The sequence below is a fragment of the Microvirga rosea genome (assembly GCF_020595095.1).
GTDB classification, from domain to species: Bacteria; Pseudomonadota; Alphaproteobacteria; order Rhizobiales; family Beijerinckiaceae; genus Microvirga; species Microvirga rosea.
On the sequence record NZ_JAJDOP010000009.1, the window covers coordinates 50,823 to 73,200 of the forward strand.

The 22,378-nt window shown below is 62.7% G+C and carries 25 protein-coding genes and 1 tRNA gene; 10 read left to right on the top strand and 16 right to left on the bottom strand.

Features of this window, described 5'->3' with window-relative positions; genetic code table 11:
• Positions 1-20 precede the first annotated feature (20 nt).
• The 6 genes from LJD17_RS19055 to LJD17_RS19080 all read right to left on the bottom strand — a co-directional run bounded on the left by LJD17_RS19055 (position 21) and on the right by LJD17_RS19080 (position 5,595).
• Positions 21-1,148 (bottom strand): branched-chain amino acid ABC transporter substrate-binding protein, encoded by a 1,128-nt coding sequence (locus LJD17_RS19055; RefSeq protein WP_227385797.1) that lies wholly within the window; start codon positions 1,146-1,148, stop codon positions 21-23.
• Positions 1,149-1,275: 127 nt separating this feature from the next.
• Entirely contained in the window at positions 1,276-1,638 is a 363-nt protein-coding gene (locus LJD17_RS19060; RefSeq protein ID WP_227385798.1) for a DUF6867 family protein, read from the bottom strand.
• Entirely contained in the window at positions 1,638-2,408 is a 771-nt protein-coding gene (locus LJD17_RS19065; protein ID WP_227385799.1) for an ABC transporter ATP-binding protein, read from the bottom strand. The genes LJD17_RS19060 and LJD17_RS19065 overlap by 1 nt, the downstream gene beginning before the upstream one ends.
• Positions 2,405-3,247 carry an ABC transporter ATP-binding protein gene (locus LJD17_RS19070; RefSeq protein WP_227385800.1) on the bottom strand — a complete coding sequence of 281 codons (843 nt, stop codon included), beginning with the start codon at positions 3,245-3,247 and terminating at the stop codon, positions 2,405-2,407. The genes LJD17_RS19065 and LJD17_RS19070 overlap by 4 nt, the downstream gene beginning before the upstream one ends.
• A complete protein-coding gene (gene livM, locus LJD17_RS19075) occupies positions 3,247-4,662 on the bottom strand; it encodes a high-affinity branched-chain amino acid ABC transporter permease LivM (protein WP_227385801.1) in 1,416 nt (471 codons plus the stop codon). The genes LJD17_RS19070 and livM overlap by 1 nt, the downstream gene beginning before the upstream one ends.
• Positions 4,663-4,674: 12 nt before the next feature.
• A complete protein-coding gene (locus LJD17_RS19080) occupies positions 4,675-5,595 on the bottom strand; it encodes a branched-chain amino acid ABC transporter permease (protein ID WP_227385802.1) in 921 nt (306 codons plus the stop codon).
• 270 nt (positions 5,596-5,865) lie between these two features.
• Here LJD17_RS19080 and LJD17_RS19085 point away from each other — a divergent pair, with 270 nt between their 5' ends.
• The gene (locus LJD17_RS19085; RefSeq protein ID WP_227385803.1) at positions 5,866-6,393 is read left to right on the top strand and encodes a flavin reductase; all 528 of its coding nucleotides are present in this window, start codon (positions 5,866-5,868) and stop codon (positions 6,391-6,393) included.
• A gap of 4 nt (positions 6,394-6,397) precedes the next feature.
• Here the strand turns inward: LJD17_RS19085 and LJD17_RS19090 are convergent, their stop codons facing one another.
• Positions 6,398-7,249: a methionyl-tRNA formyltransferase gene (locus LJD17_RS19090; protein ID WP_227385804.1), complete on the bottom strand. Its 852-nt coding sequence runs from the start codon at positions 7,247-7,249 to the stop codon at positions 6,398-6,400.
• A 107-nt stretch (positions 7,250-7,356) separates the two neighbouring features.
• Entirely contained in the window at positions 7,357-8,808 is a 1,452-nt protein-coding gene (locus LJD17_RS19095; protein WP_227385805.1) for a patatin-like phospholipase family protein, read from the bottom strand.
• A 254-nt stretch (positions 8,809-9,062) separates the two neighbouring features.
• Between LJD17_RS19095 and LJD17_RS19100 the strand changes: the two genes are divergently transcribed.
• Positions 9,063-9,332: an usg protein gene (locus LJD17_RS19100; RefSeq protein ID WP_227385806.1), complete on the top strand. Its 270-nt coding sequence runs from the start codon at positions 9,063-9,065 to the stop codon at positions 9,330-9,332.
• Between the two features lie 130 nt (positions 9,333-9,462).
• Positions 9,463-10,059, top strand: a complete 597-nt coding sequence (locus LJD17_RS19105) for an exopolysaccharide biosynthesis protein (RefSeq protein ID WP_227385807.1) — start codon at positions 9,463-9,465, stop codon at positions 10,057-10,059.
• A gap of 3 nt (positions 10,060-10,062) precedes the next feature.
• Here the strand turns inward: LJD17_RS19105 and radC are convergent, their stop codons facing one another.
• Both radC and map read right to left on the bottom strand, forming a co-directional pair.
• The gene (radC, locus tag LJD17_RS19110; RefSeq protein ID WP_227385808.1) at positions 10,063-10,749 is read right to left on the bottom strand and encodes a RadC family protein; all 687 of its coding nucleotides are present in this window, start codon (positions 10,747-10,749) and stop codon (positions 10,063-10,065) included.
• Positions 10,750-10,876: 127 nt separating this feature from the next.
• A complete protein-coding gene (gene map, locus LJD17_RS19115) occupies positions 10,877-11,692 on the bottom strand; it encodes a type I methionyl aminopeptidase (RefSeq protein ID WP_227385866.1) in 816 nt (271 codons plus the stop codon).
• A gap of 146 nt (positions 11,693-11,838) precedes the next feature.
• Between map and LJD17_RS19120 the strand changes: the two genes are divergently transcribed.
• Positions 11,839-12,663, top strand: a complete 825-nt coding sequence (locus tag LJD17_RS19120; RefSeq protein ID WP_227385809.1) for an FkbM family methyltransferase — start codon at positions 11,839-11,841, stop codon at positions 12,661-12,663.
• 6 nt (positions 12,664-12,669) lie between these two features.
• Here LJD17_RS19120 and sfsA read toward each other — a convergent pair whose 3' ends face one another.
• A complete protein-coding gene (gene sfsA, locus LJD17_RS19125) occupies positions 12,670-13,389 on the bottom strand; it encodes a DNA/RNA nuclease SfsA (RefSeq protein ID WP_227385810.1) in 720 nt (239 codons plus the stop codon).
• Positions 13,390-13,560: 171 nt separating this feature from the next.
• Between sfsA and LJD17_RS19130 the strand changes: the two genes are divergently transcribed.
• The 5 genes from LJD17_RS19130 (at position 13,561) to LJD17_RS19150 (ending at position 18,490) form a co-directional block, all read left to right on the top strand.
• A complete protein-coding gene (locus tag LJD17_RS19130) occupies positions 13,561-14,307 on the top strand; it encodes a competence/damage-inducible protein A (protein ID WP_227385811.1) in 747 nt (248 codons plus the stop codon).
• A gap of 36 nt (positions 14,308-14,343) precedes the next feature.
• Positions 14,344-14,850, top strand: a complete 507-nt coding sequence (gpt, locus tag LJD17_RS19135) for a xanthine phosphoribosyltransferase (RefSeq protein WP_227385812.1) — start codon at positions 14,344-14,346, stop codon at positions 14,848-14,850.
• A 29-nt stretch (positions 14,851-14,879) separates the two neighbouring features.
• Complete coding sequence (locus LJD17_RS19140) at positions 14,880-16,439, top strand: AMP-binding protein (protein WP_227385813.1); 1,560 nt, start codon at positions 14,880-14,882, stop codon at positions 16,437-16,439.
• A 110-nt stretch (positions 16,440-16,549) separates the two neighbouring features.
• A complete protein-coding gene (locus LJD17_RS19145) occupies positions 16,550-16,843 on the top strand; it encodes a hypothetical protein (protein ID WP_227385814.1) in 294 nt (97 codons plus the stop codon).
• Between the two features lie 303 nt (positions 16,844-17,146).
• Positions 17,147-18,490 (top strand): porin, encoded by a 1,344-nt coding sequence (locus LJD17_RS19150; protein WP_227385815.1) that lies wholly within the window; start codon positions 17,147-17,149, stop codon positions 18,488-18,490.
• Positions 18,491-18,598: 108 nt separating this feature from the next.
• Here the strand turns inward: LJD17_RS19150 and LJD17_RS19155 are convergent, their stop codons facing one another.
• Both LJD17_RS19155 and LJD17_RS19160 read right to left on the bottom strand, forming a co-directional pair.
• The gene (locus LJD17_RS19155; RefSeq protein WP_227385816.1) at positions 18,599-18,853 is read right to left on the bottom strand and encodes a hypothetical protein; all 255 of its coding nucleotides are present in this window, start codon (positions 18,851-18,853) and stop codon (positions 18,599-18,601) included.
• Between the two features lie 96 nt (positions 18,854-18,949).
• The gene (locus LJD17_RS19160) at positions 18,950-19,396 is read right to left on the bottom strand and encodes a GNAT family N-acetyltransferase (protein WP_227385817.1); all 447 of its coding nucleotides are present in this window, start codon (positions 19,394-19,396) and stop codon (positions 18,950-18,952) included.
• A 493-nt stretch (positions 19,397-19,889) separates the two neighbouring features.
• Here LJD17_RS19160 and LJD17_RS19165 point away from each other — a divergent pair, with 493 nt between their 5' ends.
• Positions 19,890-20,417, top strand: coding sequence for a DUF6680 family protein (locus LJD17_RS19165; RefSeq protein WP_227385818.1), 528 nt, complete (start codon positions 19,890-19,892; stop codon positions 20,415-20,417).
• A gap of 218 nt (positions 20,418-20,635) precedes the next feature.
• Here the strand turns inward: LJD17_RS19165 and LJD17_RS19170 are convergent.
• The 3 genes from LJD17_RS19170 to LJD17_RS19180 form a co-directional block, all read right to left on the bottom strand.
• A tRNA-Leu gene (locus LJD17_RS19170) sits at positions 20,636-20,721 on the bottom strand.
• Between the two features lie 73 nt (positions 20,722-20,794).
• Complete coding sequence (locus tag LJD17_RS19175; protein WP_227385819.1) at positions 20,795-21,973, bottom strand: FAD-dependent oxidoreductase; 1,179 nt, start codon at positions 21,971-21,973, stop codon at positions 20,795-20,797.
• A complete protein-coding gene (locus LJD17_RS19180; protein ID WP_227385820.1) occupies positions 21,970-22,245 on the bottom strand; it encodes a zinc-finger domain-containing protein in 276 nt (91 codons plus the stop codon). The genes LJD17_RS19175 and LJD17_RS19180 overlap by 4 nt, the downstream gene beginning before the upstream one ends.
• Positions 22,246-22,378: the final 133 nt, after the last annotated feature.

The window sequence follows — 22,378 nt, forward strand, 5'->3', positions numbered from 1 at the left end:
CGGCTCTGATGGGCCGATGATTACATGCCGATCTCGTTGCCGGAGTAATCGATCTTGCCGTCGGTGCCCTTCTTCCAGACATACATGACGTAGTCCGGACGGGTGATGTCGCCCTTCTTGGTGAAGGAGAGATCGCCGATGACGGTCTTGATCGGCTTGCCGGAATGCAGAGCGTCCGCAACCTTCTTGCCGTCGACGCTGCCAGCCTGCTTTGCAGCCTCCGCCAGGACCTGGGTCGCAGCGTAAGAATACAGGGTGTAAGCTTCGGGGTCGTAGTTCTTGGCCTTGAACTTGGCCACTACGTCCTTAGCGTTCGGGTTCTTGCGCGGATCCGGCGAGAAGGTCATCAGGGTGCCCTCGGCGCCCGGGCCGGCGATCGAGGTGAACTCGGCCGACACGATGCCGTCACCGGACATGAGCGGGGCGTTCAGGCCCTGGTCGCGCATCTGACGGATGATCAGACCGGCTTCCGTATGGAGGCCGCCGAAATAGACCACGTCGACACCGGCCTGCTTCAGCTTCGACACGAGCGCGGAGTAGTCCTTCTCGCCCGGGTTGATGCCTTCGTAGATCACTTCCTTGAGACCCTTGGCGTTCATCGCCTTCTGGGTTTCGTCGGCCAGGCCCTTGCCGTAGGGGGTCTTGTCGTGAACGACGGCGACCTTCTTGCCCTTGAACTTGTCGGCCAGATAGCCGCCCGCGACGAGACCCTGCTGGTCGTCGCGACCGCAGGTGCGGAAGGTGTTCCACATGCCGCGCTCGGTAAAGGTCGGGTTGGTCGAGGCCGGGGAGACCTGGACGATGCCGGCTTCCTCATAGACCTGCGAGGCCGGGATCGACACGCCCGAGTTGAAGTGGCCGACGACCCACTTGACGCCCTCGGCTGCGAACTTGTTCGCGACCGACACGCCCTGCTTGGGATCCGACACGTCGTCGCCGACGACCAGCTGCAGCTTCTGGCCGTTGATGCCGCCAGCCGCATTGATGTCTTCGACCGCCTGCTCGACGCCGTTCTTGAGCTGCGCGCCGAAAGCGGCATTCGGGCCCGTGATGGGACCGGCGACGCCGATCTTGATCTGCGCGTTGGCCGCGCCGGAGAAGGCGAGGCCAAGACCGAGCGCAACGCCGGTCAACAGCAATTTCTTCATGAGGTCACTCCTCTGGGTGGTTTTGTAGGCCCCCTTCCTTGGGGCCGGTTCAGCAAGCTTAAGGGCCCGCCGTCCGCGTGACATCATGACTCTTTTTGAGCGGAAGTCACGCTGGAATTTCTGACGCTTAGCCGTTGGTATGAGACGCTTTTGCCTTCCAGCCGAAAGGTCCCGTCCGTTCATAGAGCCAGCGATACTGGGTCGTCATCTGGCGGGCGCGATTGTACTGAAACCCAAGCGCGCCAATGATCAGAACCACGATCGCGTCGATCGCATAGTAGTGAAACGACAACAGGGTTCCGGCGAAAAGCGCGAAATGGATGAAGCGCACCGCCGCCGCCAGGATCAGCAGATAGATCACGAGCTGCCAGAACGGGCGCCAGGTGATGGCGATGGCCCGGCCGGTCATCCAGGCGGCTGATCCACCCAGAATCACCGTCACGAAGAGGAAGAGCCAGATCGAGGGTTCTTCGTAGAGAAAGCCCTGCATCAGTGATGTCCCCCTTCGAGATAGGCGGCTTTGACCTGCGGGTTTTCAAGCAGTTCCTTGCCCGTGCCGCTCATGGTGATGTTGCCGGTCACCATCACGTAGCCCCGGTGAGCGAGGCGCAGGGCGTGATAGGCGTTCTGCTCCACGAGGAAGACGGTCATGCCGTCCCGTTCGTTGAGTTCCTTGATGATCGAGAAGATCTGCTTCACGATCAGGGGGGCGAGACCGAGGGACGGCTCGTCCAGAAGCAGGAGCTTCGGGCGGCTCATGAGCGCCCGGGCGATTGCCAGCATCTGCTGTTCGCCCCCCGAGAGTGTTCCGCCGCGCTGGTTCAGGCGCTCCTTCAGCCGCGGGAAGAGCGTGCAGACACGCTCCAGGTCCTGGTCGAAATGGGCGAGACCGTTCATCGACGCGCCCATCTGGAGGTTCTCGAACACGGTCATGCGCGGGAAAATGCGCCGTCCTTCGGGAGACTGGGCGATGGACAGACGCGCGATCTCGTGGGTCGGCATCTTGGTGATGTCCTGACCCCCGAAGGTGATGCGGCCTTCCCGGGCTCTCGGATTCCCGAAAATGGTCATCATCAGGGTGGATTTGCCGGCGCCGTTGGCGCCGATCAGGGTGACGATCTCACCCTCGTGCACATCCATGTCCACGCCCTTGAGGGCGATGATGTTGCCGTAGAAAGTCTTGACGCCCCGCACGCTGAGCAGAGGCTGGCGCGCCGCGCCGGCCTGCGTCGACGACGAATTGATGGCAGAGGTGCTCATGCGCGGATCTCCGCTTCGACCTGTTCCACTTCCTCGTCCGCGACGCCCAGATAGGCGGCGATGACACGAGGGTCGTTCCTGACCTCGGCGGGAGTCCCGTCCGCGATCTTGGTGCCGTAATCGAGCACCACCACGTGGTCCGAGATTTCCATCACCACCGACATGTCGTGCTCGATCAGAAGGATCGAGGTGCCGTGATCCTTGCGGATCGACAGGAGCAGCTGGTTGAGCTCGAGGGATTCGCGCGGGTTCAGGCCCGCGGCCGGCTCGTCGAGGCAGAGCAGGAGAGGGTCCGTGCACATGGCGCGAGCAATTTCCAGACGGCGCTGGTCACCGTAAGGCAGATCGCCGGCCGGATCGTCCGCCCGGTGGATGAGGCGGGTCTTCTCGAGCCAGAAGCGCGCGCGCTCGATCGCCTCCTTCTCGGCCTTGCGATAACCGCCGACGCCGAGAATGCCCAGGACCGTGAACCCGGAGGCGATCATGAGGGAGTTGTGCTGCGCCACCAGGAGATTCTCCAGCACGGTCATGCCGGAGAACAGCCGAATGTTCTGGAACGTGCGGGCAACTCTGCCCTTCCAGTTGATGTTGTGCCCGGGCAGGCGCTCGAGGAGCAGCTCGTCGCCGTCCGGCTTGCGCAGGGCCACCATGCCTTCGGTCGGTTTGTAGAAGCCGGTGATGCAGTTGAACACCGTCGTCTTGCCGGCGCCGTTCGGGCCGATGAGGGCGGTGATGTCTCCACGTCCGGCTTGAAACGACAGGTCGTTGATGGCGACCAGTCCGCCGAAGCGCATCGTCAGATGCTGGACATCGAGAAGGGGATTCTGAAGCCAGCGCATTAGCCGTGTCCTTCTTTTACGAACGAGCCCGAGATCGCTTTGCGCTCCTTCAGGATCACCGAGGGTTCACGTTCCGAGATCAGGCCGCGCGGGCGCCACACCATCATGGCCACCATGCCCATGCCGAAGATCAGCAGGCGGTATTCGTTGGGGTCGAAGCCTTGTCCGAACACGGCTTTCAGGAAGTCCAGGTTGCGGAGCATTTCAGGACCGCCCACGAGGACGAGGGCCGCAATCGCGACGCCGATCTGCGAGCCCATGCCGCCCATCACGACGATGGCGAGGATGATCGCCGATTCCAGGAAGTTGAAGCTTTCCGGAGAGACGAAGCCCTGGCGCACCGCGAAGAAGGAGCCGGCGAAGCCGCCGAACATGGCGCCGATGGCGAAGGCCGTCAGCTTGGTGTTGGTTGTGTTGATCCCGAGGGACCGGCAGGCGATTTCGTCCTCGCGGAGGGCTTCCCATGCCCGCCCGATCGGCAGACGTCGCAGCCGCATCGTCACGAAGTTCGTCAGCAGGGCGAGCGCGAGGATGAGATAGTACAGGAAGATCATCCTGTGCATCCCGTTGAACTCGAGCCCGAACGTGCTCGCGAAGCCGCCTTCGCCCGCCGTGAACGGGAGGCCGAAGAACGTTGCCCGGGGGATCGACGAGATGCCGGCGCCGCCATTCGTCAGGTCCGTCCAGTTGATCAGCACGAGACGGACGATTTCACCGAACGCGAGGGTCACGATGGCCAGATAGTCGCCGCGCAGGCGCAGGACCGGGAAGCCGAGGATCATGCCCCAGAAAGCCGCCAGGATGCCGGCGAGGGGCAGGCAGATCCAGAACGACAGGCCGAACGTGGTCGACAGAAGGGCATAGGAATAGGCGCCGACCGCATAAAAGGCGACGTATCCCAGATCCAGCAGGCCGGCGAGACCCACCACGATGTTGAGACCCCACCCCAGCATCACGTAGGTCAGAATGAGAATGCCGAGATCGACCCAGTAGCGGGACTCGTTCAAGCCGCCCTGAACCACATAGACCAGAAGCGGGAAGGCGAGGGCGATGCCGAGGAAGAAGGGGATCGCGAAGCGCGAGACCTTCTGATAGGCGCTGGGCTCGGCGTGAACCGCTTCAGTGGCCTGATGCGGATCGGGCATGGCCTGACGGGCCGCCCGCGTCGCCATGAAGGCATGCTGGAGCATGCGCAGGCCGAAGATGATCGCGCACATGATGGCGACCAGGCCCCAGCGCGACATCAGAAACAGCTCGGCGCCGTTCTGGACCGTCTTGTAGGCGAGGATCGGGATCGAGAGCCCGAGGGTGATCAGCGCCGTTATGAAGGAATCCTTCAGAGCGGCGCCAAAGTCGAACCGGCTGGGGGCCGCTACCTGAGCGGTCGAGGCGGAGGCGATGGGTGGAGCGTTCATGGGCAGTGCTCCTTAAACCTTCTCGACCTCAGGCCGTCCGAGAATGCCGGAGGGCATGAAGATCAAGACGATGGCGAGGATCGAGAACGCAGCCACGTCCTTGTACTCGATGGTGAAATAGGCCGACCAGAAGGTCTCGATGAGGCCAATGATCAGTCCGCCGAGCACAGCGCCCGGGAGCGAGCCGATGCCCCCCAGAACTGCCGCCGTGAAGGCTTTCACCCCGGGCACGAAGCCGTCGTTGAAGCTCACCACGCCATAATACAGCAGGTACATCGTGCCTGCGACCGCCGCGAGGGCAGCGCCGATCACGAAGGTGAGGGAAATCGTCCTGTCGACGTTGATTCCGAGCAGGGCGGCCATCTTGCGGTCCTGTTCACAGGCCCGCTGGGCGCGGCCGAGCGACGTTTTCTGGACGATGTACCAGAAGATGGTCAGCAGAACGGCCGTCGAGACCATGATGATGATCTGCTTGTAGGAAAGGGCCACGTTGTAACCGCTTTCGCCCTGGAACAGCACGACCACGTCGCCCACCATGGGAGGGGTCGGCTTGTTGCGGGCGCCCTGGGCGACCTGGACGAAGTTCGACAGGAAAATCGACACGCCGATGGCGGAAATCAGGGGCGCCAGTCGGAACGAGCCGCGCAGGGGCCTGTAGGCGATGCGCTCGATCGCCCAGCCCCACAGGGATGTCAGCGCCATCGCGACCACGAGCACGATCAGGAGCGCCAGCGCGATGGAGGAGATCCCGAGCCAGGTGGTCAGGATCAGAAAGAAGATCAGCGCGATGAAAGCGGAGAGCATGAAGACGTCGCCGTGGGCGAAGTTCACCATGCCGATGATGCCGAACACCATCGTGTAACCAATAGCGATGAGGCCGTAGATCGACCCCAGCGTCAGCCCGTTGATGAGCTGCTGCACAAAAATTTCCATGTCCTACCCTTGCCCCTCTGGAAGGGGTCATTCTTAGAGCCGTCCCAACAAAGCACGATGCATGCACCAGGCCAAGCGGGACATAAGGTGGAGGGGTCTCTAGCAAACCACGGTCTCCACGACAACATTCTGTTAAGTTTCCTATCAAGCCGGCTGATGGGAAGAGCATCTTTCGGGCCTTGCGGCTTCCAAAACCGCGCCCGGCAACCATATGCTCCTTATGGGCTTGTGCTCCGTGCAAAAGGGTGAAAGAGGCTTCTCCGAAATCAGATGTTGAAGACTCATCCCACCCCCGATTCCCTCCAGGCTGGCGCCGTTGCCATCGATCCGGTCCTTTTCCGAGAGGGCATGAGCCGGGTCACCGCCGCCGTCCACGTGGTCACCACGGATGGTCCCGCGGGGCGCGCGGGCTTCACCGCGACCGCCGTGACGCCCGTGACGGATGATCCGGCTTCGCTTCTGGTCTGCGTGAACGCCGCCGGGCGGACGGCCCAGGCATTGATCGCCAACGGGGTTTTCTGCGTGAACACCCTTGGCAATGCGGACATTCCGGTGGCCGACGCTTTTGCCGGTCGGGCCAACCTGCAGGGGCAGGACCGGTTCACCGTCGGCCAGTGGGAGCCTCTGGAAACCGGGGCCCCGCGTCTTCTCTCAAGCCTGGTCGCCTTCGATTGCCGCCTTTCGGACGCACGTCTCGTCGCCACCCATTACGTGATCATTGGTCGCATCGTGTCGATCAAGCTCGGCGACCTGAAGCCGGCGCTCGCCTACCAGAACCGGCTGTACCACAGCGTATGACGCCTCAGTCGCGATGACGCGGCCCCTGCGGCGGGTAGGGGCTCCAGCCGGTCAGCTGCACGAACCCATCCCGCACGGCGACAACCAGGTGATTGCGGTGGCGGTGAACCAGAGTGCCGGGCCGATGCCCATGATCCGCACGCCAGCCGGTGCCTTCCCAGATGTGGATCAGGCGGGAATTGACCCGGGCGAAGGTCTCGATCGACCCGAAGGCGCGCATCGTGCGCAGCACGTCGTCCACGGTCTTGTCCCAGTCGAGGGTCCGCTGAACCTGGGTCATGCGTGGCCAGTAGCTGCCGCTTCCCTGGGGCTGCGCATGGCTCCAGAGCCGCGGCAGATCCTCCGCCAGGAGCGATGCGAGGCGCTTGGCCGCCATTTGGCATTTCGCGAGAAGCCGGTCGTGATTCTCGTCCGCATCGAGCCGGAAGAGCTCCTGGGCGACGATGGGCCCCGTATCGAAGGCCGGCTGCAGGGCGTGGGCGGTGACCCCCCATTCCGGCAATCCGTCGAGAATGGCCTGAAACAGCGGATAGGGACCGCGCCCCATGGGAAGCGGCGAGGGGTGGAAGTTGATCGCATAGGGAAGCTGGGTTTCCCAGCCCTTGATCAGCCAGGGATACCCCGCAACGATCAGGGCCTCGCAGCGCTGCGCCCTGAGCTGTGCGAGATCGGATGGGACCAGACGCGTGAACTGCACGGGCAGCCGTAGGGAACGGGCGCGCGCCACCGTCACATCGTTGAAATCATAGATGCCGTCGCAGGGGCGGCTGAAGAGCTTGACGGGCTCCCAGCCCCTGTTCAGGAGCGTCTCGAACACGTCTCCCAGGAAATCGATGCCGGCAAAGGCGAAACGCATGTCTCGTTCACGTCTCCGCGTGGGTCAGGGCGGATTGCTTCGCCTTGCGGGCTGAAACTCGGGCGGACGGGACGTCAATCAAGCGCAAGCCTCCGCTTCGAGCATCCCTAAGGATCCGGGCGGCCCTCGGCCGCTGCGGTCACCATGCGCTGCGGGACGCCTTTGATGAACCGGCGGAACACCGCGTTGTTGCGCAAGGCGATCTCGCCCGTCTCGATCACGGTTTCCAGCGTCGGGCGGTCGAGCTTGAAGCGCGTCGGCACCTCGTCCATTCGTTTCCGCCATTCCGGCCCCGCATCTTCGGACGAAACCCGGCCGACCGTGAAGGTGACGTCCCCGCACCGCCACCCGTCGAGGGTTCCGCGGAGCTTCAGGACCTCGTCGCTGGACAGGGAGCAGCGCCAGCGGCGCAGGTCGTTCTGCCAACTGCTCATGATGGTCGTGAAGTAGTCGTAGCCCTTGTACACACCGGAATCGATGGCGACGTCCGTGACGATCCCGGCGAGCTCCATGCCGGACGGGGACGACAGATGCTCCGGCCATTTGCCGGCGGGGCCACGGCCCGCATCGACCACCAGGAACAGGAAGCGCTTCACCCGCACGGCCTGCTCGGCCGTCATCGGCATGTAGGGACGATCGCGATTGGCCCGGGCAATGGCCAGGGAATGGATGCCGAAATTGTCCGTGAGGCCGCCATCGAGGAGCTTTACGTAGCGGAACTTCTCCGGATCGTTCCGGTACCGCACCAGGGCCGAGGCGCTCGCCTTGAGGGTTGCCGGGGCCGTCGGGTCCACCGCGCCGCGCTGGTAGAACTGGGGTACGTGCCCTCCGCAGGAGGAGCCGAAATTCTCGACGTTGAGGGGGATGAACAGGCCCGGCACGGCAGCCGAAGCCGCGACGGCCTCCGACAGGCGCACCTTGCCCAGATCGCTGCACAGGGCGCTGAAGGTCACGGGCTCGAAGACGAACGGAACGCGGCTGTAGATGTCCGATGCGGCGATCCAGACGAGCGGGCGCTTGCGGGCGAAGAGATCCGCGAAGGTCGCTCCGTCGAAAAGGTTGTCGTCGAGCCATTTGGGGAACTTGGAGCGGTCGTTGACGCCCCCGTCATTGACGATCCGAAGGACATTGGCGATCGACACGTCGGTATCGAAGCCTTGCTCGGCGTCCTGTTCGAGGAAGCGGGTTCGAAAGGTCTCCAGTCCTTCCCGTCCCCTGAGGCCGAAATAGGCGGCGGTCACCGAGCCGCCCGAAACGCCGGAAACGAGATCGACCACATCGGTCATCCGCTGCGGCCCTCGGTCGGTGGCGATCTGATAGCGGTCGAGTTCGTTCAGCACGCCATAGGAAAAGGCGGAGGCGCGCATGCCGCCGCCGGAAAAGGCCACGCCGACGACGGTCGAGCCGAACTGATCGGGGCCGAGAGGCCATCCGCCCTGGTCCGCCACATTCGCAATCGGCCCATTGATGGGAGTATTGAGGACGCCTCCGGCGCAGGCAGACACTGCCATTGCCAGAGCGCCTGCCATCAGCCAGCGCCGCCACAATCCCCGGTCCATCGTTCCTTCCCCGCACCCGTTGCGTAACGGAATACGATGACAAGAAGGAAGTCTCAATAGGATGACGGCCTCATGACCGAAATGCCGTCGCCGGATTGTGAACAAGGTTGACCCGAGGTGACCGCCATACGCCTTTGGTCACTGAGGCGCCGACGGAACTCCCCCGTTTGCCCAAGCTTTAAGTCTTTAGGCGTCTGCTCCCCGTGCCGAGGGCTGGAACCGGTCCACGGCACGGTATTGCGTAGGGAGTTCGCATGGTTTCGAAAGATTTCATCCGTCAGCTCGAAGGCTATGGTCTCACCACGGCCAGCATCCTCTACCGCATGCCGGATCATCCGCATCTTCTGCAGACCTATGTCTGGCAGGAATATGATCTGGCACCCCGTTTTCCCGTTCTGCTCGAGTTTCTCGATTTCTGGCAAAGGGAGTTGGTGGGACCTCTCCATTCCGTGACGGTCAGCCATGCAAAGCTGATCCGCCCGACGGAGTACCGGGCGGTCGACGGTGAGCTGAACCTTCATTGATGAGAGCTGACGCAAGGCAATGACGCCCTTGCGGGCACATTGCCTCATCCGGCGTTGCCAGCACTTGGCCGCAGGATCCATCTCGGGTAGAGAGGCGTGTCCTGAGCACCCTCGAACTTGCCGAGGCTCCTTGTTTTCCAACGCGCGTACTTCACAGATCCTGGCTGCCCTGGCATCCCAGCCCGGAGAGCGTCTCACCGTCCGTGACATCATGGCTGTCCTGAAGGACCGTGCCTTCGCGCTTCTGATCGTCCTCCTGGCCCTGCCCAATTGCCTGCCGATGCCCCCGCCGATCCCCCTCGTGTGCGGCCTCCTTCTGGCCCTGGTGGCGGTTCAGATCGTCTTTGGGCGGCCGACGCCGTGGCTTCCGCGCACGCTCCTGAACCGCTCCATCGCAACGGTCGACGTGGAGCGGGCCGTGAGCCGGGCGCTTCCGGTCTTCCGGCGGCTCGAGCGCTTCTCCAAGCCGCGCATGACCTTTCTCGACACCCCTTTCGCCATGCGCCTGATGGGCCTCCTCATCCTGATCATGGCGTTCGGACTTCTCTTTGCCCCGCCTTTCGTCGGGCAGATTCCGATGGGCCTCGCCGTCTGTCTCGTCGGTCTGGGTTTGGTGGAGCGGGACGGCGTGGTGGTGGTTTGCGGCCTCTTCATCGGCGCCTTCGGCCTGACGCTGAGTCTCGGCTTCATCTACGCGATCTTCTCGGGCCTCGAGACCCTGTTCTAGGCCTCAGATCAGCTTCAGCCCCTTCAGGCTCGCATGTCCTTCGCGTCCGACGATGATGTGATCGTGGACGACGATGCCGAGTGGCTTCGCCACTTCGATGATTTCACGGGTCATCTTGATGTCGGCGGCGGAGGGGGTCGGATCCCCACTGGGATGGTTATGGACTAAGACCAAAGCCGAGGCCGAGAGCTCGAGCGCCCGTTTCACGACCTCGCGGGGATAGACCGGCGTGTGGTCGATGGTGCCCGATTGCTGCACCTCGTCGGCGATCAGGGCGTTGCGTTTGTCCAGGAAGAGCAGGCGGAACTGCTCCTTGTCCATGAATGCCATGGCGGTGCGGCAATAATCGATGACGGAAGCCCAGGAGGACAGGACCGGCCGCTTGGCGACTTCGCCCTTCGCCAGGCGGCGGGCCGATGCCTCGACGATCTTGAGATCGGTCACGACGCTCTCGCCGATCCCGTCGACCTCCATCAGGCGGGGCGGGGCGGCGGCGAGCACCTCGGCGAATGTGCCGAACCGCTTGAGGAGCTCCTTGGCGATGGGCTTGACGTCCCGGCGGGGGATCGAGCGGAACAGCACGAGTTCCAGAAGTTCGTAATCGGGGAGGGAATCCCCGCCGATTTCCGAAAAACGCGCTCGCAGCCGGTCGCGGTGACCATGATAATGAGGAGAACTGTCGCCGCTCATGCCCGCCACTTGCCTTCGCGCCAAGGTCTTCGCCGACCGGTCGAATCCGATCGTTTGAAACACTATTGCGACGACAGCTTGAAGCCGGGTGCCAAGCCCGTGTCAAGGGGAAGCGCGTCCGACGCGCTCAAGCAGAATAGGGCGGCTTGTCGTAACCGTTGGGAGAAAGCGTGAAGATCTCGACGCCGGTCTCGGTCACCCCGACCGTGTGCTCGAACTGCGCGGACAGGGAGCGGTCGCGGGTCACGGCGGTCCAGCCGTCGGACAGCACTTTCACCTGCGGGCGGCCGAGATTGATCATCGGCTCGATGGTGAACAGCATCCCGGGTTTCAGAACGACGTTATAGGCCGGCTCCACATAGTGCAGGATTGTCGGCGAATCGTGGAAGACACGCCCCAGGCCATGCCCGCAGAAGTCCCGCACCACGGAGCAACGCTCGGCTTCCGCATAGGATTGGATCGCGGCGCCGATGTCGTTGGTGGTGGCTCCCGGGCGCACGGCCGCGATACCGCGCATCATGGCCTCGTAGGTGATTTCGCAAAGGCGCTGGGCCCGGCGTGGGACGTCGCCCACATAGAACATGCGGCTCGAATCCCCATGCCAGCCATCGAGAATCACCGTCATGTCGATATTGACGATGTCGCCGTCCCGCAGCGGCTTGTCGTTCGGAATGCCGTGACAGACCACGTGGTTGATCGATGTGCAGATGGTCTTGGTATAACCGCGATAATGGAGGCAGGCCGGATAGGCGCCGTGATCCCTGATGAATTCGAACGAGAGCTTGTCCAGCGCGTCGGTCGTCACGCCGGGCTTCACCTTGTCCACGAGCATGTCCAGCGCTTCCGCGGCCAGGCGTCCGGCACGGCGCATGGCCTCGAAGGCTTCCGGGCCATGAAGAGGGATCTCGGCGCGCCTGCGCTCAGTGGTCTCGGTCTCGGTCATACTCGGTCCTTGGATGGTCTTCCGAATGTAAGGATTGGCGCGTCCGACGCAAGCGAAGACCGCCCCCGGCTTGCGATTGACGCCCGGGGGTGTCATGACCACCCGCAACATCCGCCGGTTCGCCGGCCTGACGGTTTCGAGACGACATGAACGATCAACGCCCCTACGGCGCCTATGCGCCCTCCGGCTTGGCGAGCTTTGCCATTGCGGGCACGCGCCGGCTTCCCCAGCGCTGGGCCACCCGCCGCATTGCTCTCATGCTGCGACATCTCGTGCTGCATTCCCTCAAGGGCGCTCCGATCGATGTCGAGACCTTCGGGGTCCGCATGCGGCTCCATCCCTACAACAATGTCTGCGAGAAGCGGATTCTCTTCACGCCGCAATACTTCGATCCGGCGGAACTCGAATTGCTGGCCGGCCGCATCGGCGAGGGCTTCACTTTCGTGGATGTGGGCTCGAACGTCGGCTGGTATGCGCTTTTCGTCGCAGCGCGCGCCGGGGCGAAGGCCAAGATTCTCGCCATCGAGCCCCAGCCCGAGGTGTTCGACCGGCTGACCTACAATATCCGCCAGAACCCCTTCGGCACCGTGAAGGCGGTCGCCTGCGCGGTCGCCGACAAGACCGGCGAGCTGACCCTGTTCCTCGATCCGAACAACCGGGGCGAATCCAGCGTCAAGATCGTCAGCTCGAGCCAGACCGATGCGATCCGGGTTCCCGCCGTCACCCTGCTCGACCTTCTCAATCGGGAGGGCTTCGCGCGGGTGGATGCCATGAAGCTCGACGTGGAGGGGGCGGAGGATCTGATCCTCGATCCGTTCTTCCGGGATGCTCCGGCCTCCCTCTATCCGTCGCTCTTCATCATCGAGGACGGTCGCGATCGCTGGCAGATCGATCTGCCGCAGCTTCTGACCGGAAAAGGCTATCGCCTCATTCTCCAGACCCGGATGAACCTCGTCTTCGAGCGGGTGTGAGACCCGTTACCGGGGCGTGACGATGTCCACGGGATGGTCGATCGTCACCTCGCCGGGGTTGATCCGGCAGATATAGGCATAGGACTCGACGCCTGCCGCAAGGGCATGACGGAAGGCCTTGTCATAGGCGGGATCGATGTCCCGGGCCACGTCGAAGCGCTCGGCCCGCATCTGGATGACGTAGACGAGCGCCGCCCGCGCACCTGCGGCGGCCATGTCGGCCAGCTCGTAGAGATGTTTCGCGCTGCGGGCGGCCACGCAATCGGGAAACTCGGCGAAACCGGCCTCTCGCATGAGATGGCAGTTCTTGACCTCCAGGTAGCATGGCTGTTCGCCGTCCTTCTCGAGGAGGAAGTCGACGCGGCTGTTGCGCCCGTATTTGACCTCCGGCCGCACGCGATCGTATCCGGCGAAGGGGGCCAGCCGGTTCTCGCGCAGGGCTTCCGCCACCAGGAGATTGGGCCGGGACGTGTTGATCCCGATGAGCTGGAGGGGGCCGCCTCCGGCAGCGATCTCCACGAACTCCCAGTTATAGGCGAGCTTTCGCTTCGGGTTGGAGGCACGGGACAGAAACACCCGTGATCCGGGTTCCTTCAATCCCATCATCGCTCCCGGATTGGCGCAATGGGCGGTCACCCGCTCACCCGTTTCCAGAACCACATCGGCGAGAAAGCGTTTGTAACGCTCGATGAGGCGACCCTCGAGCAACGGCTCCGAAAAACGCATGACGACCCGTGTCTTGTTGGAAAAGGTCTCCTTAGCGCATCGTGCGGAAAAGTGGACCCGGTTTTCTGCGTCCCAAGCTGCTCGCGTCGGGGAGAAGCCCGCCCTTCGGCCGCGGGCTTGCTTGAGAAATGCCGCGTCCGGCGCTAAAGGCCGTCAAAAGGACCCTTGCTCATGGCCGTTTCCGTTACTGCCGCCCTGCTCATCATCGGCGATGAGATCCTCACCGGCCGAACCAAAGACAAGAATATCGGCTACATCGCCGAATACCTGACGGGTATCGGGATCGATCTGCGCGAGGTTCGCGTCGTTCCCGATGTGGAGGAGGAGATCGTCGCGGCCGTGAACGCCCTGCGTCACCGCTTCACCTACGTTTTCACGACCGGGGGCATCGGCCCGACCCACGACGACATCACTGCCGACAGCCTCGCCAAGGCCTTCGGGGTTGAAATCGACCACGACCCCCGCGCGGTCGCCATGCTGCGGGAGCGTTATCCCGCCCACGCGGTGAACGAGGCCCGGATGCGGATGGCCCGGATCCCGAAGGGTGCCGACCTGATCGACAATCCGATCTCCAAGGCCCCGGGCTTCCGGATCGGGAACGTTTTCGTCATGGCTGGCGTCCCCTCCATCATGCAGGTGATGCTGGACTCCATCGCGCCCACCCTGGCAACCGGTGCCAAGATGATCTCCGTCATGATCGAGGCCGAGGGACTGGCGGAAGGGCACTACGCGGAAGGACTCGCGGCCATCGCCGCCGATGAGCCCCGGGTTTCGATCGGGTCGTATCCGTCGTTCTCCGCGGCCGGGTTCCGCAATCAGATCGTCGTCCGTGGCAAGGACCCCGCCGCCGTCGAAGCAGCAGAGGCCGCCGTCCGTCAATTGCTGAATCGCCTCAAGGGCGATCGCAGTCCCCTTTGAAGCCGTTTACCCTCAAGAACCCCGCGAGTGAGCCCGATGTCCCCGACCTCTCCGAAAGCCTTTCCCGTCTCCTGGGATCAGTTCCATCGCGATGCCCGCGCCCTGGCATGGCGCCTTGCGGCGGCCGGCCCGTTCGAGGCCATCGTCTGCATCACCCGTGGTGGCCTCGTGCCCGCCGCCATCGTCGCCCGCGAGCTCGACGTGCGGCTGATCGAGAGCGTGTGCATCGCCAGCTATCACGATTACAAGAACCAGGGCGAACTGCAGATCCTCAAGGATATCGCCCCTTCGATCAAGGCGATCGGGGATGGTTCCGGCAAGGGGGTTCTGGTGGTCGACGACCTGACCGATACGGGCAAGACCGCCAAGATGGTGCGCGACATGCTGCCGAACGCCCATTTCGCGACCGTCTACGCCAAGCCCGCCGGGCGTCCGATGGTTGAAACATTCGTCACGGAAGTGAGCCAGGATACCTGGATCTATTTCCCCTGGGACATGGGCCTCGCCTATCAGGCTCCGATCCGCGAAGGTTCGGCCGGCTGATCCACGAGGCGAAAGAGGAGGGCGGCTTTTTGCCTGATTTCGATGTCACGTCCACGCGCAAGAGCCTGTTTTCCGCCCTTCTCGACGCACGGGATCGGTTCGGCCGCAACAAGGTCGCCCTCGAAGATCTGGAGCGGCAGCCGATCACGTTCGGCCGCCTCGTTCTCGGCTCGCTCCTGCTCGGGCGCAAACTTGCGGACAGGGTCGGGCATGGTGAAACGGTGGGTGTGCTTCTGCCGAACGTGCAGGCCATCGCCGTCACTCTATTCGGCCTCAATGCCTTCGGGCGCGTGCCGGCTTTCCTGAACTTCACCGCGGGCCTGAAGAACCTCACGGCGGCCTGCGAGATCGGCCGCATCCGCACCATCGTGACGTCGAGGCGCTTCATCGAGCAGGGCAAACTCGACGATGTGCTGGCAAGTCTCGGGGAGGGGCGCGAGATCCTCTACCTGGAGGATGTGCGTTCGACGATCACCAGCATCGACAAGATCCGCGCGCTCCTGGAAAGCTGGTTCGCGCGCCGGGTCCATCGAAGGGCGCATGTGAGCCCGGACGATCCCGCCGTTGTGCTGTTCACATCCGGATCGGAGGGCAAGCCCAAGGGCGTCGTGCTGTCCAACGCCAACCTCGTCGCCAACGCCTATCAGGTAAAGGCCCATGCGGGAGACGTCCTTCAGGACGATGATATCTTCTTCAACCCGCTTCCGATCTTCCATTCCTTCGGCCTGACCGCAGGCCTCCTGACGGCGATCCTCAACGGCATGAAGTCGGTGCTCTATCCGAGCCCGCTGCATTACCGGCAAATCCCGAAGCTCATCGCGGGCACCCGCGCGACGATCATGCTGGCGACGGACACGTTCCTCCAGGGCTATGCCCGGGCGGCCGGCGAGAACGATCTGGCGAGCGTGCGATACGTGATCGCCGGAGCGGAGCGCGTGAAGGAAGAAACGCGTGCCCTGTGGGGACGGCACGGCACCGTGATCCTCGAAGGCTATGGCGCCACCGAATGCTCCCCGGTGATCGCCGTCAGCCTGCCGGACCGTAATCGTCCTGGCACGGTCGGGCCGCTCCTGCCCGGGATCGAGCCGCGCCTCGATCCCGTGGAAGGTGTCCACGAAGGAGGGCGGTTTTTCGTTCGCGGCCCTAATGTCATGAAAGGCTATCTCGACCCGGATCGACCCGGCGCGATCCTGCCGCCGGAAGGCGGCTGGCACGACACGGGCGATATCGTGGGGATCGACAAGGCTGGGCTCGTGAGCATCCTCGGCCGTGCCAAGCGCTTTGCGAAGATCGGTGGCGAGATGGTGTCCCTGGCGGCCATCGAGACCGTCGCGCAGAGTTTATGGCCCGCCTTCAACCATGTGGTCGTCGCCTTGCCCGATCCCCGTAAAGGGGAGCAGGTCGTGCTCATCACCGACAAGCCCGACGCGGACCGCGACGCTCTTCTGCAGCATGCGCGGGACCAGGGCTTCCCGGAGCTTTGGGTTCCAAAGGCCATCCTGGTGTCGGCCGTTCCGGTTCTCGGGTCGGGAAAGACCGATTACGCAGGAGCCGTCGAGATGGCGCGTCGGCTCCAGCCCATGTTGTGATAAAAAGTCCTGACGCGCCGGATCCATCCTTCGCAAATCGGTGTTGACCAATAAGTCAGTGCCTTCGCACCCGATTGTCACGGGCGCGAGGCCCGTTTGGGATCGTCACGATGAGAAAGCTCCGTCTGATCCTCGTTTGCGCTGCCTTTGCCATATCAACCGCTCAGGCGCAGCAGCGACCCTTTACGCCGGCCTTGCCATGCAGCCAGGCGCAGCAGATCGTCCTGAGGAATGGGGCCGCCGTCCTGAGCACCGGTACCCATACCTACGATCGGTTCGTCCGGGATCAGAGCTTCTGCGAGATCAACGAGTATATCGATCCGGCCTGGGTCCCGGCCCGTGACACGCCCCAGTGCCCCGTCGGCTATCGGTGCCGCAGCGATCCGCCGGAATTCTTCGATTAGAGCGCCGCTGCAGCGCTTGTACCGTCCTGTCCGAATCGCCGTTCGGATAGGCCCGTCTATAGGCCGCGCAGGCCCCTGAAACTGACGTAACGGCAGTCGGTAACTTCATGTTGTCCGTTTGCAACATGTGTCCAAACAATCGCGACGGGACCCCCGAAATGTCCAATTTTTGGGCAGAAAGCCCTGATCTTGGCCATGGCGTGCAGGGCAGTCGCATTGCCCCGACACCTCGCTTTTGACTAGGGTCAGCTCAAGCTTGAGGGCCTGTCGCGCTCTTGAGGTTTTACGACAGCGGAGATTTCCATGAAGCTCGTTCAGAGCCTCCTGATCGGTTCGGTTGCGGGACTGACCCTTGCCGCAGGCGCCCAGGCGGCAGACCTGCCTGCCAAGAAAGCGGCCCCCGTTGAGTACGTGCGCGTTTGCACGACCTATGGTGAGGGCTTCTTCTACATCCCCGGCACCGAGACCTGCCTGCGCGTCGGCGGCCGTGTCCGCGCCGAAATTCTTTATACGGAGCCGGTGGCTCGGGGCGATGATGCCATCGGTTTCTATACCCGTGGCCGCATTCAGCTCGATGCACGAACCGCGACCGCCTATGGGCTTCTCCGCTCCGTGGTCCGCTTCGAGATCACCCGCACGTCGGGCACGCCCTATAACGCCGTTCCGGGCGGCATCTCGACATCGCCGAACGTTGCCGAGGCGTTCATCCAGTTCGGCGGCCTGACCGCCGGTCGCGTGGTGTCGTTCTTCTCGAACGGCGACTTGGCGACCGAGCATTTCGGAACGCTGCGTTTCGACGACGCTCCCGACGTCAATTTGCTGGCCTACACCTTCACGTTCGGCAACGGCTTCTCGGCGAGCATCTCGCTTGAAGACGGTCTGGACCGCCGCCGTAACGATTTCATTGTCGGCGGCATCGCCTCGAACGCCCTCGACTACGCGGGCCAGCGAGTGCCGGACCTCGTGGCGAATCTGAAATATGACGGGACCTGGGGAACGGCCCAGATTTCCGGTGCGGTTCACCAGATCCGCAGCAACAATCTCGTCACGCTGGCGCTTCCCGGTGTCGGAACGACGGCCAACTTCCCGGATACGGAGTACGGCTTTGCCGCCGCCGCGTATCTGGGTGTCAACCTGCCGCAGCTCGCTCCCGGCGACGCACTCTGGCTGGCCGCGACCTATACCAACGGCGCCCTGGCCTACATGGACGGCGGCAACGCGGGCATCAACTCCTCGCCCTATAACGCCGTCACGGCGAATGGCGGCGTCGGCCTCGTGGACGCCTATGTGAATCCGCTGACGGGTGACCTCGATCGCGGCCACGGTTGGTCGATCGCCGGTGGGCTGCGTCACTACTGGACGCCGAGCCTCCGCCAGTCGATCTTCGGCTCGTACATGCGCGTCGATTACGGGGCCGGCGCATCCGCCTTCACGGCGGGTGGTGTCGTCACGGGCCTTACCGACTTCAACGAATGGCGCCTGGGCTCGAACGTGATCTTCAGCCCGGTCAGCGGCTTGGATCTCGGCCTCGAAGTGATCTATGCCCGTGTCGATCCCCGCAACCGGACCTTCATTCCGGCAACCGGCCAGATCCGCGGCTCGGACAGCGGTTGGGAAGGTCGCCTGCGCGTCCAGCGCGACTTCTGATCGACGCTCCTTCAGACATCAAAAAGCCTCGGCCGCAAGCCGAGGCTTTTTCGTTTGAAACGCCAAACAGGTGATCGCGCTCCGATCACCTGTTTGATCGGAATGCGATCAGCACTCGGTCTTTTTCGTCGTCTTCGTGTCGCCGAACTCGTTCGTCTTCTGCTTCACTTCGGTGCTGCATCCGACGCTGCCCGTCGTCGTGACGGAGGTCGACGTAGAGGTATCGCTCGGCTCCGTCTTGCGCTCGATCGTGGTCTTGCTGCCGAGGAGACCATCCTCCTTCTTGATCGTGGTGGTCGTATCCTGGGCGAAAGCTGCGGTGCTGAATGCACCGGCAATCAGAACAAAGGCTAGCTTCTTCATCTCGCGAACTCCGCTGAAACGGTTGATGACGAGCGAACGTCACTGCCTAGATCGGAGTTCCGTCGATGGCCGAGGTTCAGCCTGAAGAGAGTGCTTTCAGCCGAGTTTTTTCATCATGAAGAAGCGCGGATAAATCGGGCCCGGTCCATCCAACTGACCGAAGACCTCAAAGCCAAGCTTTTCGTAGAAGGGACGTGCCTGGAAATCGTACGTATCGAGGAGCATGTGGTGACATTGCCGCCGCTTCGCTTCCGCTTCCGCGGCCTGCATGAGACGTCTGCCGACGCCGCGGCCCCGCAAAGCTTCCGGCACGACCAGCATGTCGATATGAAAACCGCCCCAGCGCGACTGCGCCCATAGACCGCCGCTGGGCTCGCCGGTTTCAGGATCAAGGATCAGAACTGCGAAGTTCTTGTTGTCCGGCGTGCCGACGACATCGGTCGTGAAACGGCGCAGCTCTCGCAGCAATGCATCGTAGGCACCTGCTGCCGGATTCGCCGTTTCCACGAAAACGGGTTCCGTCGATGACGCCGCAACCTGCATGATGTCGATCCCACTCCTTCGGACCGTGGTCGATACATCATTCCAAGATCCGAGCACAGAGTCGAGTTCGTGGGTGGAGGGAATCACAAGGAAGGGATGAACTCTTCGCTCGCGTCACAGCTGAGCCATACGCAAAAGAAAGCCCGCTTTCTGTTGGCGGGCTTGAAGAATGACCTATAGGTCCTGCAGTTTGCGGACCGAGCACAAGGGGGTGTGCGGGGGGCAATTGAAGGTCCGCATATTTGAGATGGGAAGTCCTCGGAATTGCGGCAAGGGCGCAGGCTATCACGTCTTCGTGTGAGGGGTCAGGGAACCGCCAGTGCTCTACTTTAGCCTCAAAAACACTTGCGTTTTTCGTTCCCTGTTCCTGCCCTTATAGGAATCTCTGCAGTGGTTTGCAGGCCAAGCAATTTTTCCTGTGAATCTGTGCTGATACAGGGAGCGCTAAGTGGGTCGTTGCTAAGTTAATGTCGTTCCAATCTATGGAGGACATATGAACCCCAGCTCTGATGTCTTTGGTTGGGCAATCCTAATCGCCACTTTCATTGGTCCGATTGCGGCCGTACTTGTGACGCGGTTTATCGATCAGAAGCGCGAAGAGACTCAACGCCGCCTGACCATTTTCCGTACACTTATGGCGACGCGAGCAGCCGGATTAAGTCCGGAGCGGATTGCCGCTCTAAACATGATCCAAATTGATTTTGCTGGTCATGTTAACGTCCTCGCGGCTTGGCACGGATTGCTCAGCCATTATGGGTCGCCTGTTCCGTCTAATGATAACGATGAAGCGTCGTTCTTTAGAGAACGCAATAGATTATCGACTGTTTTGCTCCACGAGATGGCAAAAAAATTGAGCATCAAGATTGAGCAGCTGGATATTCTTGATCGCGTTTATTATCCGGTCGGCTTGGCTAATCTCGAAACGGAACAGCAGATAATAAGGGCTTTATTTGTGGACATTGCTGCTGGTCGACGAGCGTTGCCAATTATCGCATACCCGCCTCCAGAAATCAAAGAATAGTCCAGTTTTTGGTTCTGCTGGTGCCTGTCGATCGATAGCTCTACTAACGATCGTTATGAGTCTCAGTGGAGCGGCAGATAACTTAGAAAGTAATTACAGTTGGGCTGGCAGGCTTCGTGGGCGAACCAATCTCCACTTGTAGCGTCTCTCGTAGCGGTTGGGCGACCGAAACCCCGAAGCACAACGCCTCCTAACGAGCAAGCATTCTCAGCCATGAATGGTGCGGACGGCGGGGGTCGAACCCGCACGGGCATAGCCCGAGGGATTTTAAGTCCCTTGCGTCTACCGGTTTCGCCACGTCCGCATGCAGGTTTGACGGTTATCGGGCTGCGCCGAGGAGCGCAAGCCCATCTGAGCCAGCGAGCCGGCGAAATCGGCTAACCGCGGTGGCCATAAAGCCAAGCGTAGCGCTCGGTCATGCCGACCGGTCCGAGATGCCGGATCACGCGATCGCGTCCGAAGGCCACGAGATTCCGGGCATGATAGATCTGGCCGTTGCGACGGGCCTGTTCCTGGACTTTTTTGGCTCTGTCGCGACGTCCCTGCTCATACGTTTTCAGGCTCTGCACGATATCGGATCGCGGATCCCGCACGAGCGTTCCGAGAAGCGCCGCATCCTCGATCGCGAGGGCAGCCCCCTGCGCCAGGAAGGGCAGGACGGGATGGGCCGCATCACCCAGGAGGGCGATCCTCCCCTTCGCCATTGGACCAACCGGGTGATCGAACAGGGACCAGCGAAGCCATTCCCCCGCGCCGGCGAGAAGCTCGCGCAACAAAGGGGCGGCGGATCGGTAATGCGTCAGCAGCGCCTCCCGTTGTCCAGGAGCCGCCCAGCCCTCCACGGGCGTGTCGCTTTTCTCGATGGCCACGATGTTGATCAGCCGCCCGCCCGCGACCGGATAGTGAACCACATGACCCTTGGGGCCGAGCCACAGGCCGGTCTCGTTTCCGGCAAGCTCCGCCGGGGCGAGATGGCGCTCGATGGTGGTGCGCCAGGCGATGGCGTTGCGGAAGGTCGGTGCGGCCGTGTCGCCGAGGGAATGGCGGAGCTTCGACCAGACGCCGTCCGCACCGATCACGGCGTCGGCCGTCAACGTATCGCGGGATTGGCTGGACGTCATGGTCAGGCTTGCGTCATCCGGCCCGTCGACGACACCCTCCACCGTCCGGCCCATGACGATCCGGATGTTCGGCAGGGAGCGTACGGCGTCGAGGAGAACGGTCTGGAGGTCGGCCCGGTGCACGACCCAGTAGGGGGCGTCGAAGCGCCCACGCATGAAGTCGCCAAGGGCAATCCGCCCAATTTCGCGGCCGGTGCGAAGGGTCCGGATGCGAACCCGCTCCGGCTCCGTCACCACGCGACGAAGCGCAGCGCCCAAACCAAGCTCGAGGAGAATACGGCTTGCGTTCGGGGAAAGCTGCAAGCCGGCCCCAACCTCCGTGAAGCCGGTGCGCCGTTCGACGAGCGTCACCTCATGGCCCAGGCGGGCGAGGGTGAGGGCGGTCGTGAGTCCCCCGATGCCGGCCCCGACAACCGCGAAGGATCGAGAGTTCACCGGGCGGGATGAGGAATGTCGGCAGCGATCTCGGGCTCGTCCCAACGGCATTCGGCCGGGCGGGCGTCAAAAGTCTTCAGGGACGGATCGTATTTGTACAGGGTCGAGCAATAGGAACAGATCACCTCCGAATCCCGCCCCATGTCGAGGAAGATGTGGGGGTGATCGAACGGGGGCTTCGCGCCGATGCACATGAACTCCTTCGAGCCCACGTGAATCACGGGAACGCCCGGCTCGTTGTGGAAGTGAGGGGTGCCTTTGTTCTCAGCCATCGCCGTTGCTCTGAACCTATCCGATTGGCGCGCACCATAATGGCGGATCGTTCATGCGCCTAGTGGCTTTTGCAGGATGTCGCGCCCTATTCGCCGGGGCCGGAAAGCCCAGGCGCTTTCAGCATTTGCATGA

Coding starts and splice junctions, on each gene's coding strand:
- LJD17_RS19055 (WP_227385797.1), bottom strand. CDS start 1,148: ATGAAGAAATTGCTGTTGACCGGCGTTGCGCTCGGTCTTGGCCTCGCC.
- LJD17_RS19060 (WP_227385798.1), bottom strand. CDS start 1,638: ATGCAGGGCTTTCTCTACGAAGAACCCTCGATCTGGCTCTTCCTCTTC.
- LJD17_RS19065 (WP_227385799.1), bottom strand. CDS start 2,408: ATGAGCACCTCTGCCATCAATTCGTCGTCGACGCAGGCCGGCGCGGCG.
- LJD17_RS19070 (WP_227385800.1), bottom strand. CDS start 3,247: ATGCGCTGGCTTCAGAATCCCCTTCTCGATGTCCAGCATCTGACGATG.
- livM (WP_227385801.1), bottom strand. CDS start 4,662: ATGAACGCTCCACCCATCGCCTCCGCCTCGACCGCTCAGGTAGCGGCC.
- LJD17_RS19080 (WP_227385802.1), bottom strand. CDS start 5,595: ATGGAAATTTTTGTGCAGCAGCTCATCAACGGGCTGACGCTGGGGTCG.
- LJD17_RS19085 (WP_227385803.1), top strand. CDS start 5,866: ATGTTGAAGACTCATCCCACCCCCGATTCCCTCCAGGCTGGCGCCGTT.
- LJD17_RS19090 (WP_227385804.1), bottom strand. CDS start 7,249: ATGCGTTTCGCCTTTGCCGGCATCGATTTCCTGGGAGACGTGTTCGAG.
- LJD17_RS19095 (WP_227385805.1), bottom strand. CDS start 8,808: ATGGACCGGGGATTGTGGCGGCGCTGGCTGATGGCAGGCGCTCTGGCA.
- LJD17_RS19100 (WP_227385806.1), top strand. CDS start 9,063: ATGGTTTCGAAAGATTTCATCCGTCAGCTCGAAGGCTATGGTCTCACC.
- radC (WP_227385808.1), bottom strand. CDS start 10,749: ATGAGCGGCGACAGTTCTCCTCATTATCATGGTCACCGCGACCGGCTG.
- map (WP_227385866.1), bottom strand. CDS start 11,692: ATGACCGAGACCGAGACCACTGAGCGCAGGCGCGCCGAGATCCCTCTT.
- LJD17_RS19120 (WP_227385809.1), top strand. CDS start 11,839: ATGAACGATCAACGCCCCTACGGCGCCTATGCGCCCTCCGGCTTGGCG.
- sfsA (WP_227385810.1), bottom strand. CDS start 13,389: ATGCGTTTTTCGGAGCCGTTGCTCGAGGGTCGCCTCATCGAGCGTTAC.
- LJD17_RS19130 (WP_227385811.1), top strand. CDS start 13,561: ATGGCCGTTTCCGTTACTGCCGCCCTGCTCATCATCGGCGATGAGATC.
- gpt (WP_227385812.1), top strand. CDS start 14,344: ATGTCCCCGACCTCTCCGAAAGCCTTTCCCGTCTCCTGGGATCAGTTC.
- LJD17_RS19145 (WP_227385814.1), top strand. CDS start 16,550: ATGAGAAAGCTCCGTCTGATCCTCGTTTGCGCTGCCTTTGCCATATCA.
- LJD17_RS19150 (WP_227385815.1), top strand. CDS start 17,147: ATGAAGCTCGTTCAGAGCCTCCTGATCGGTTCGGTTGCGGGACTGACC.
- LJD17_RS19155 (WP_227385816.1), bottom strand. CDS start 18,853: ATGAAGAAGCTAGCCTTTGTTCTGATTGCCGGTGCATTCAGCACCGCA.
- LJD17_RS19160 (WP_227385817.1), bottom strand. CDS start 19,396: ATGCAGGTTGCGGCGTCATCGACGGAACCCGTTTTCGTGGAAACGGCG.
- LJD17_RS19165 (WP_227385818.1), top strand. CDS start 19,890: ATGAACCCCAGCTCTGATGTCTTTGGTTGGGCAATCCTAATCGCCACT.
- LJD17_RS19180 (WP_227385820.1), bottom strand. CDS start 22,245: ATGGCTGAGAACAAAGGCACCCCTCACTTCCACAACGAGCCGGGCGTT.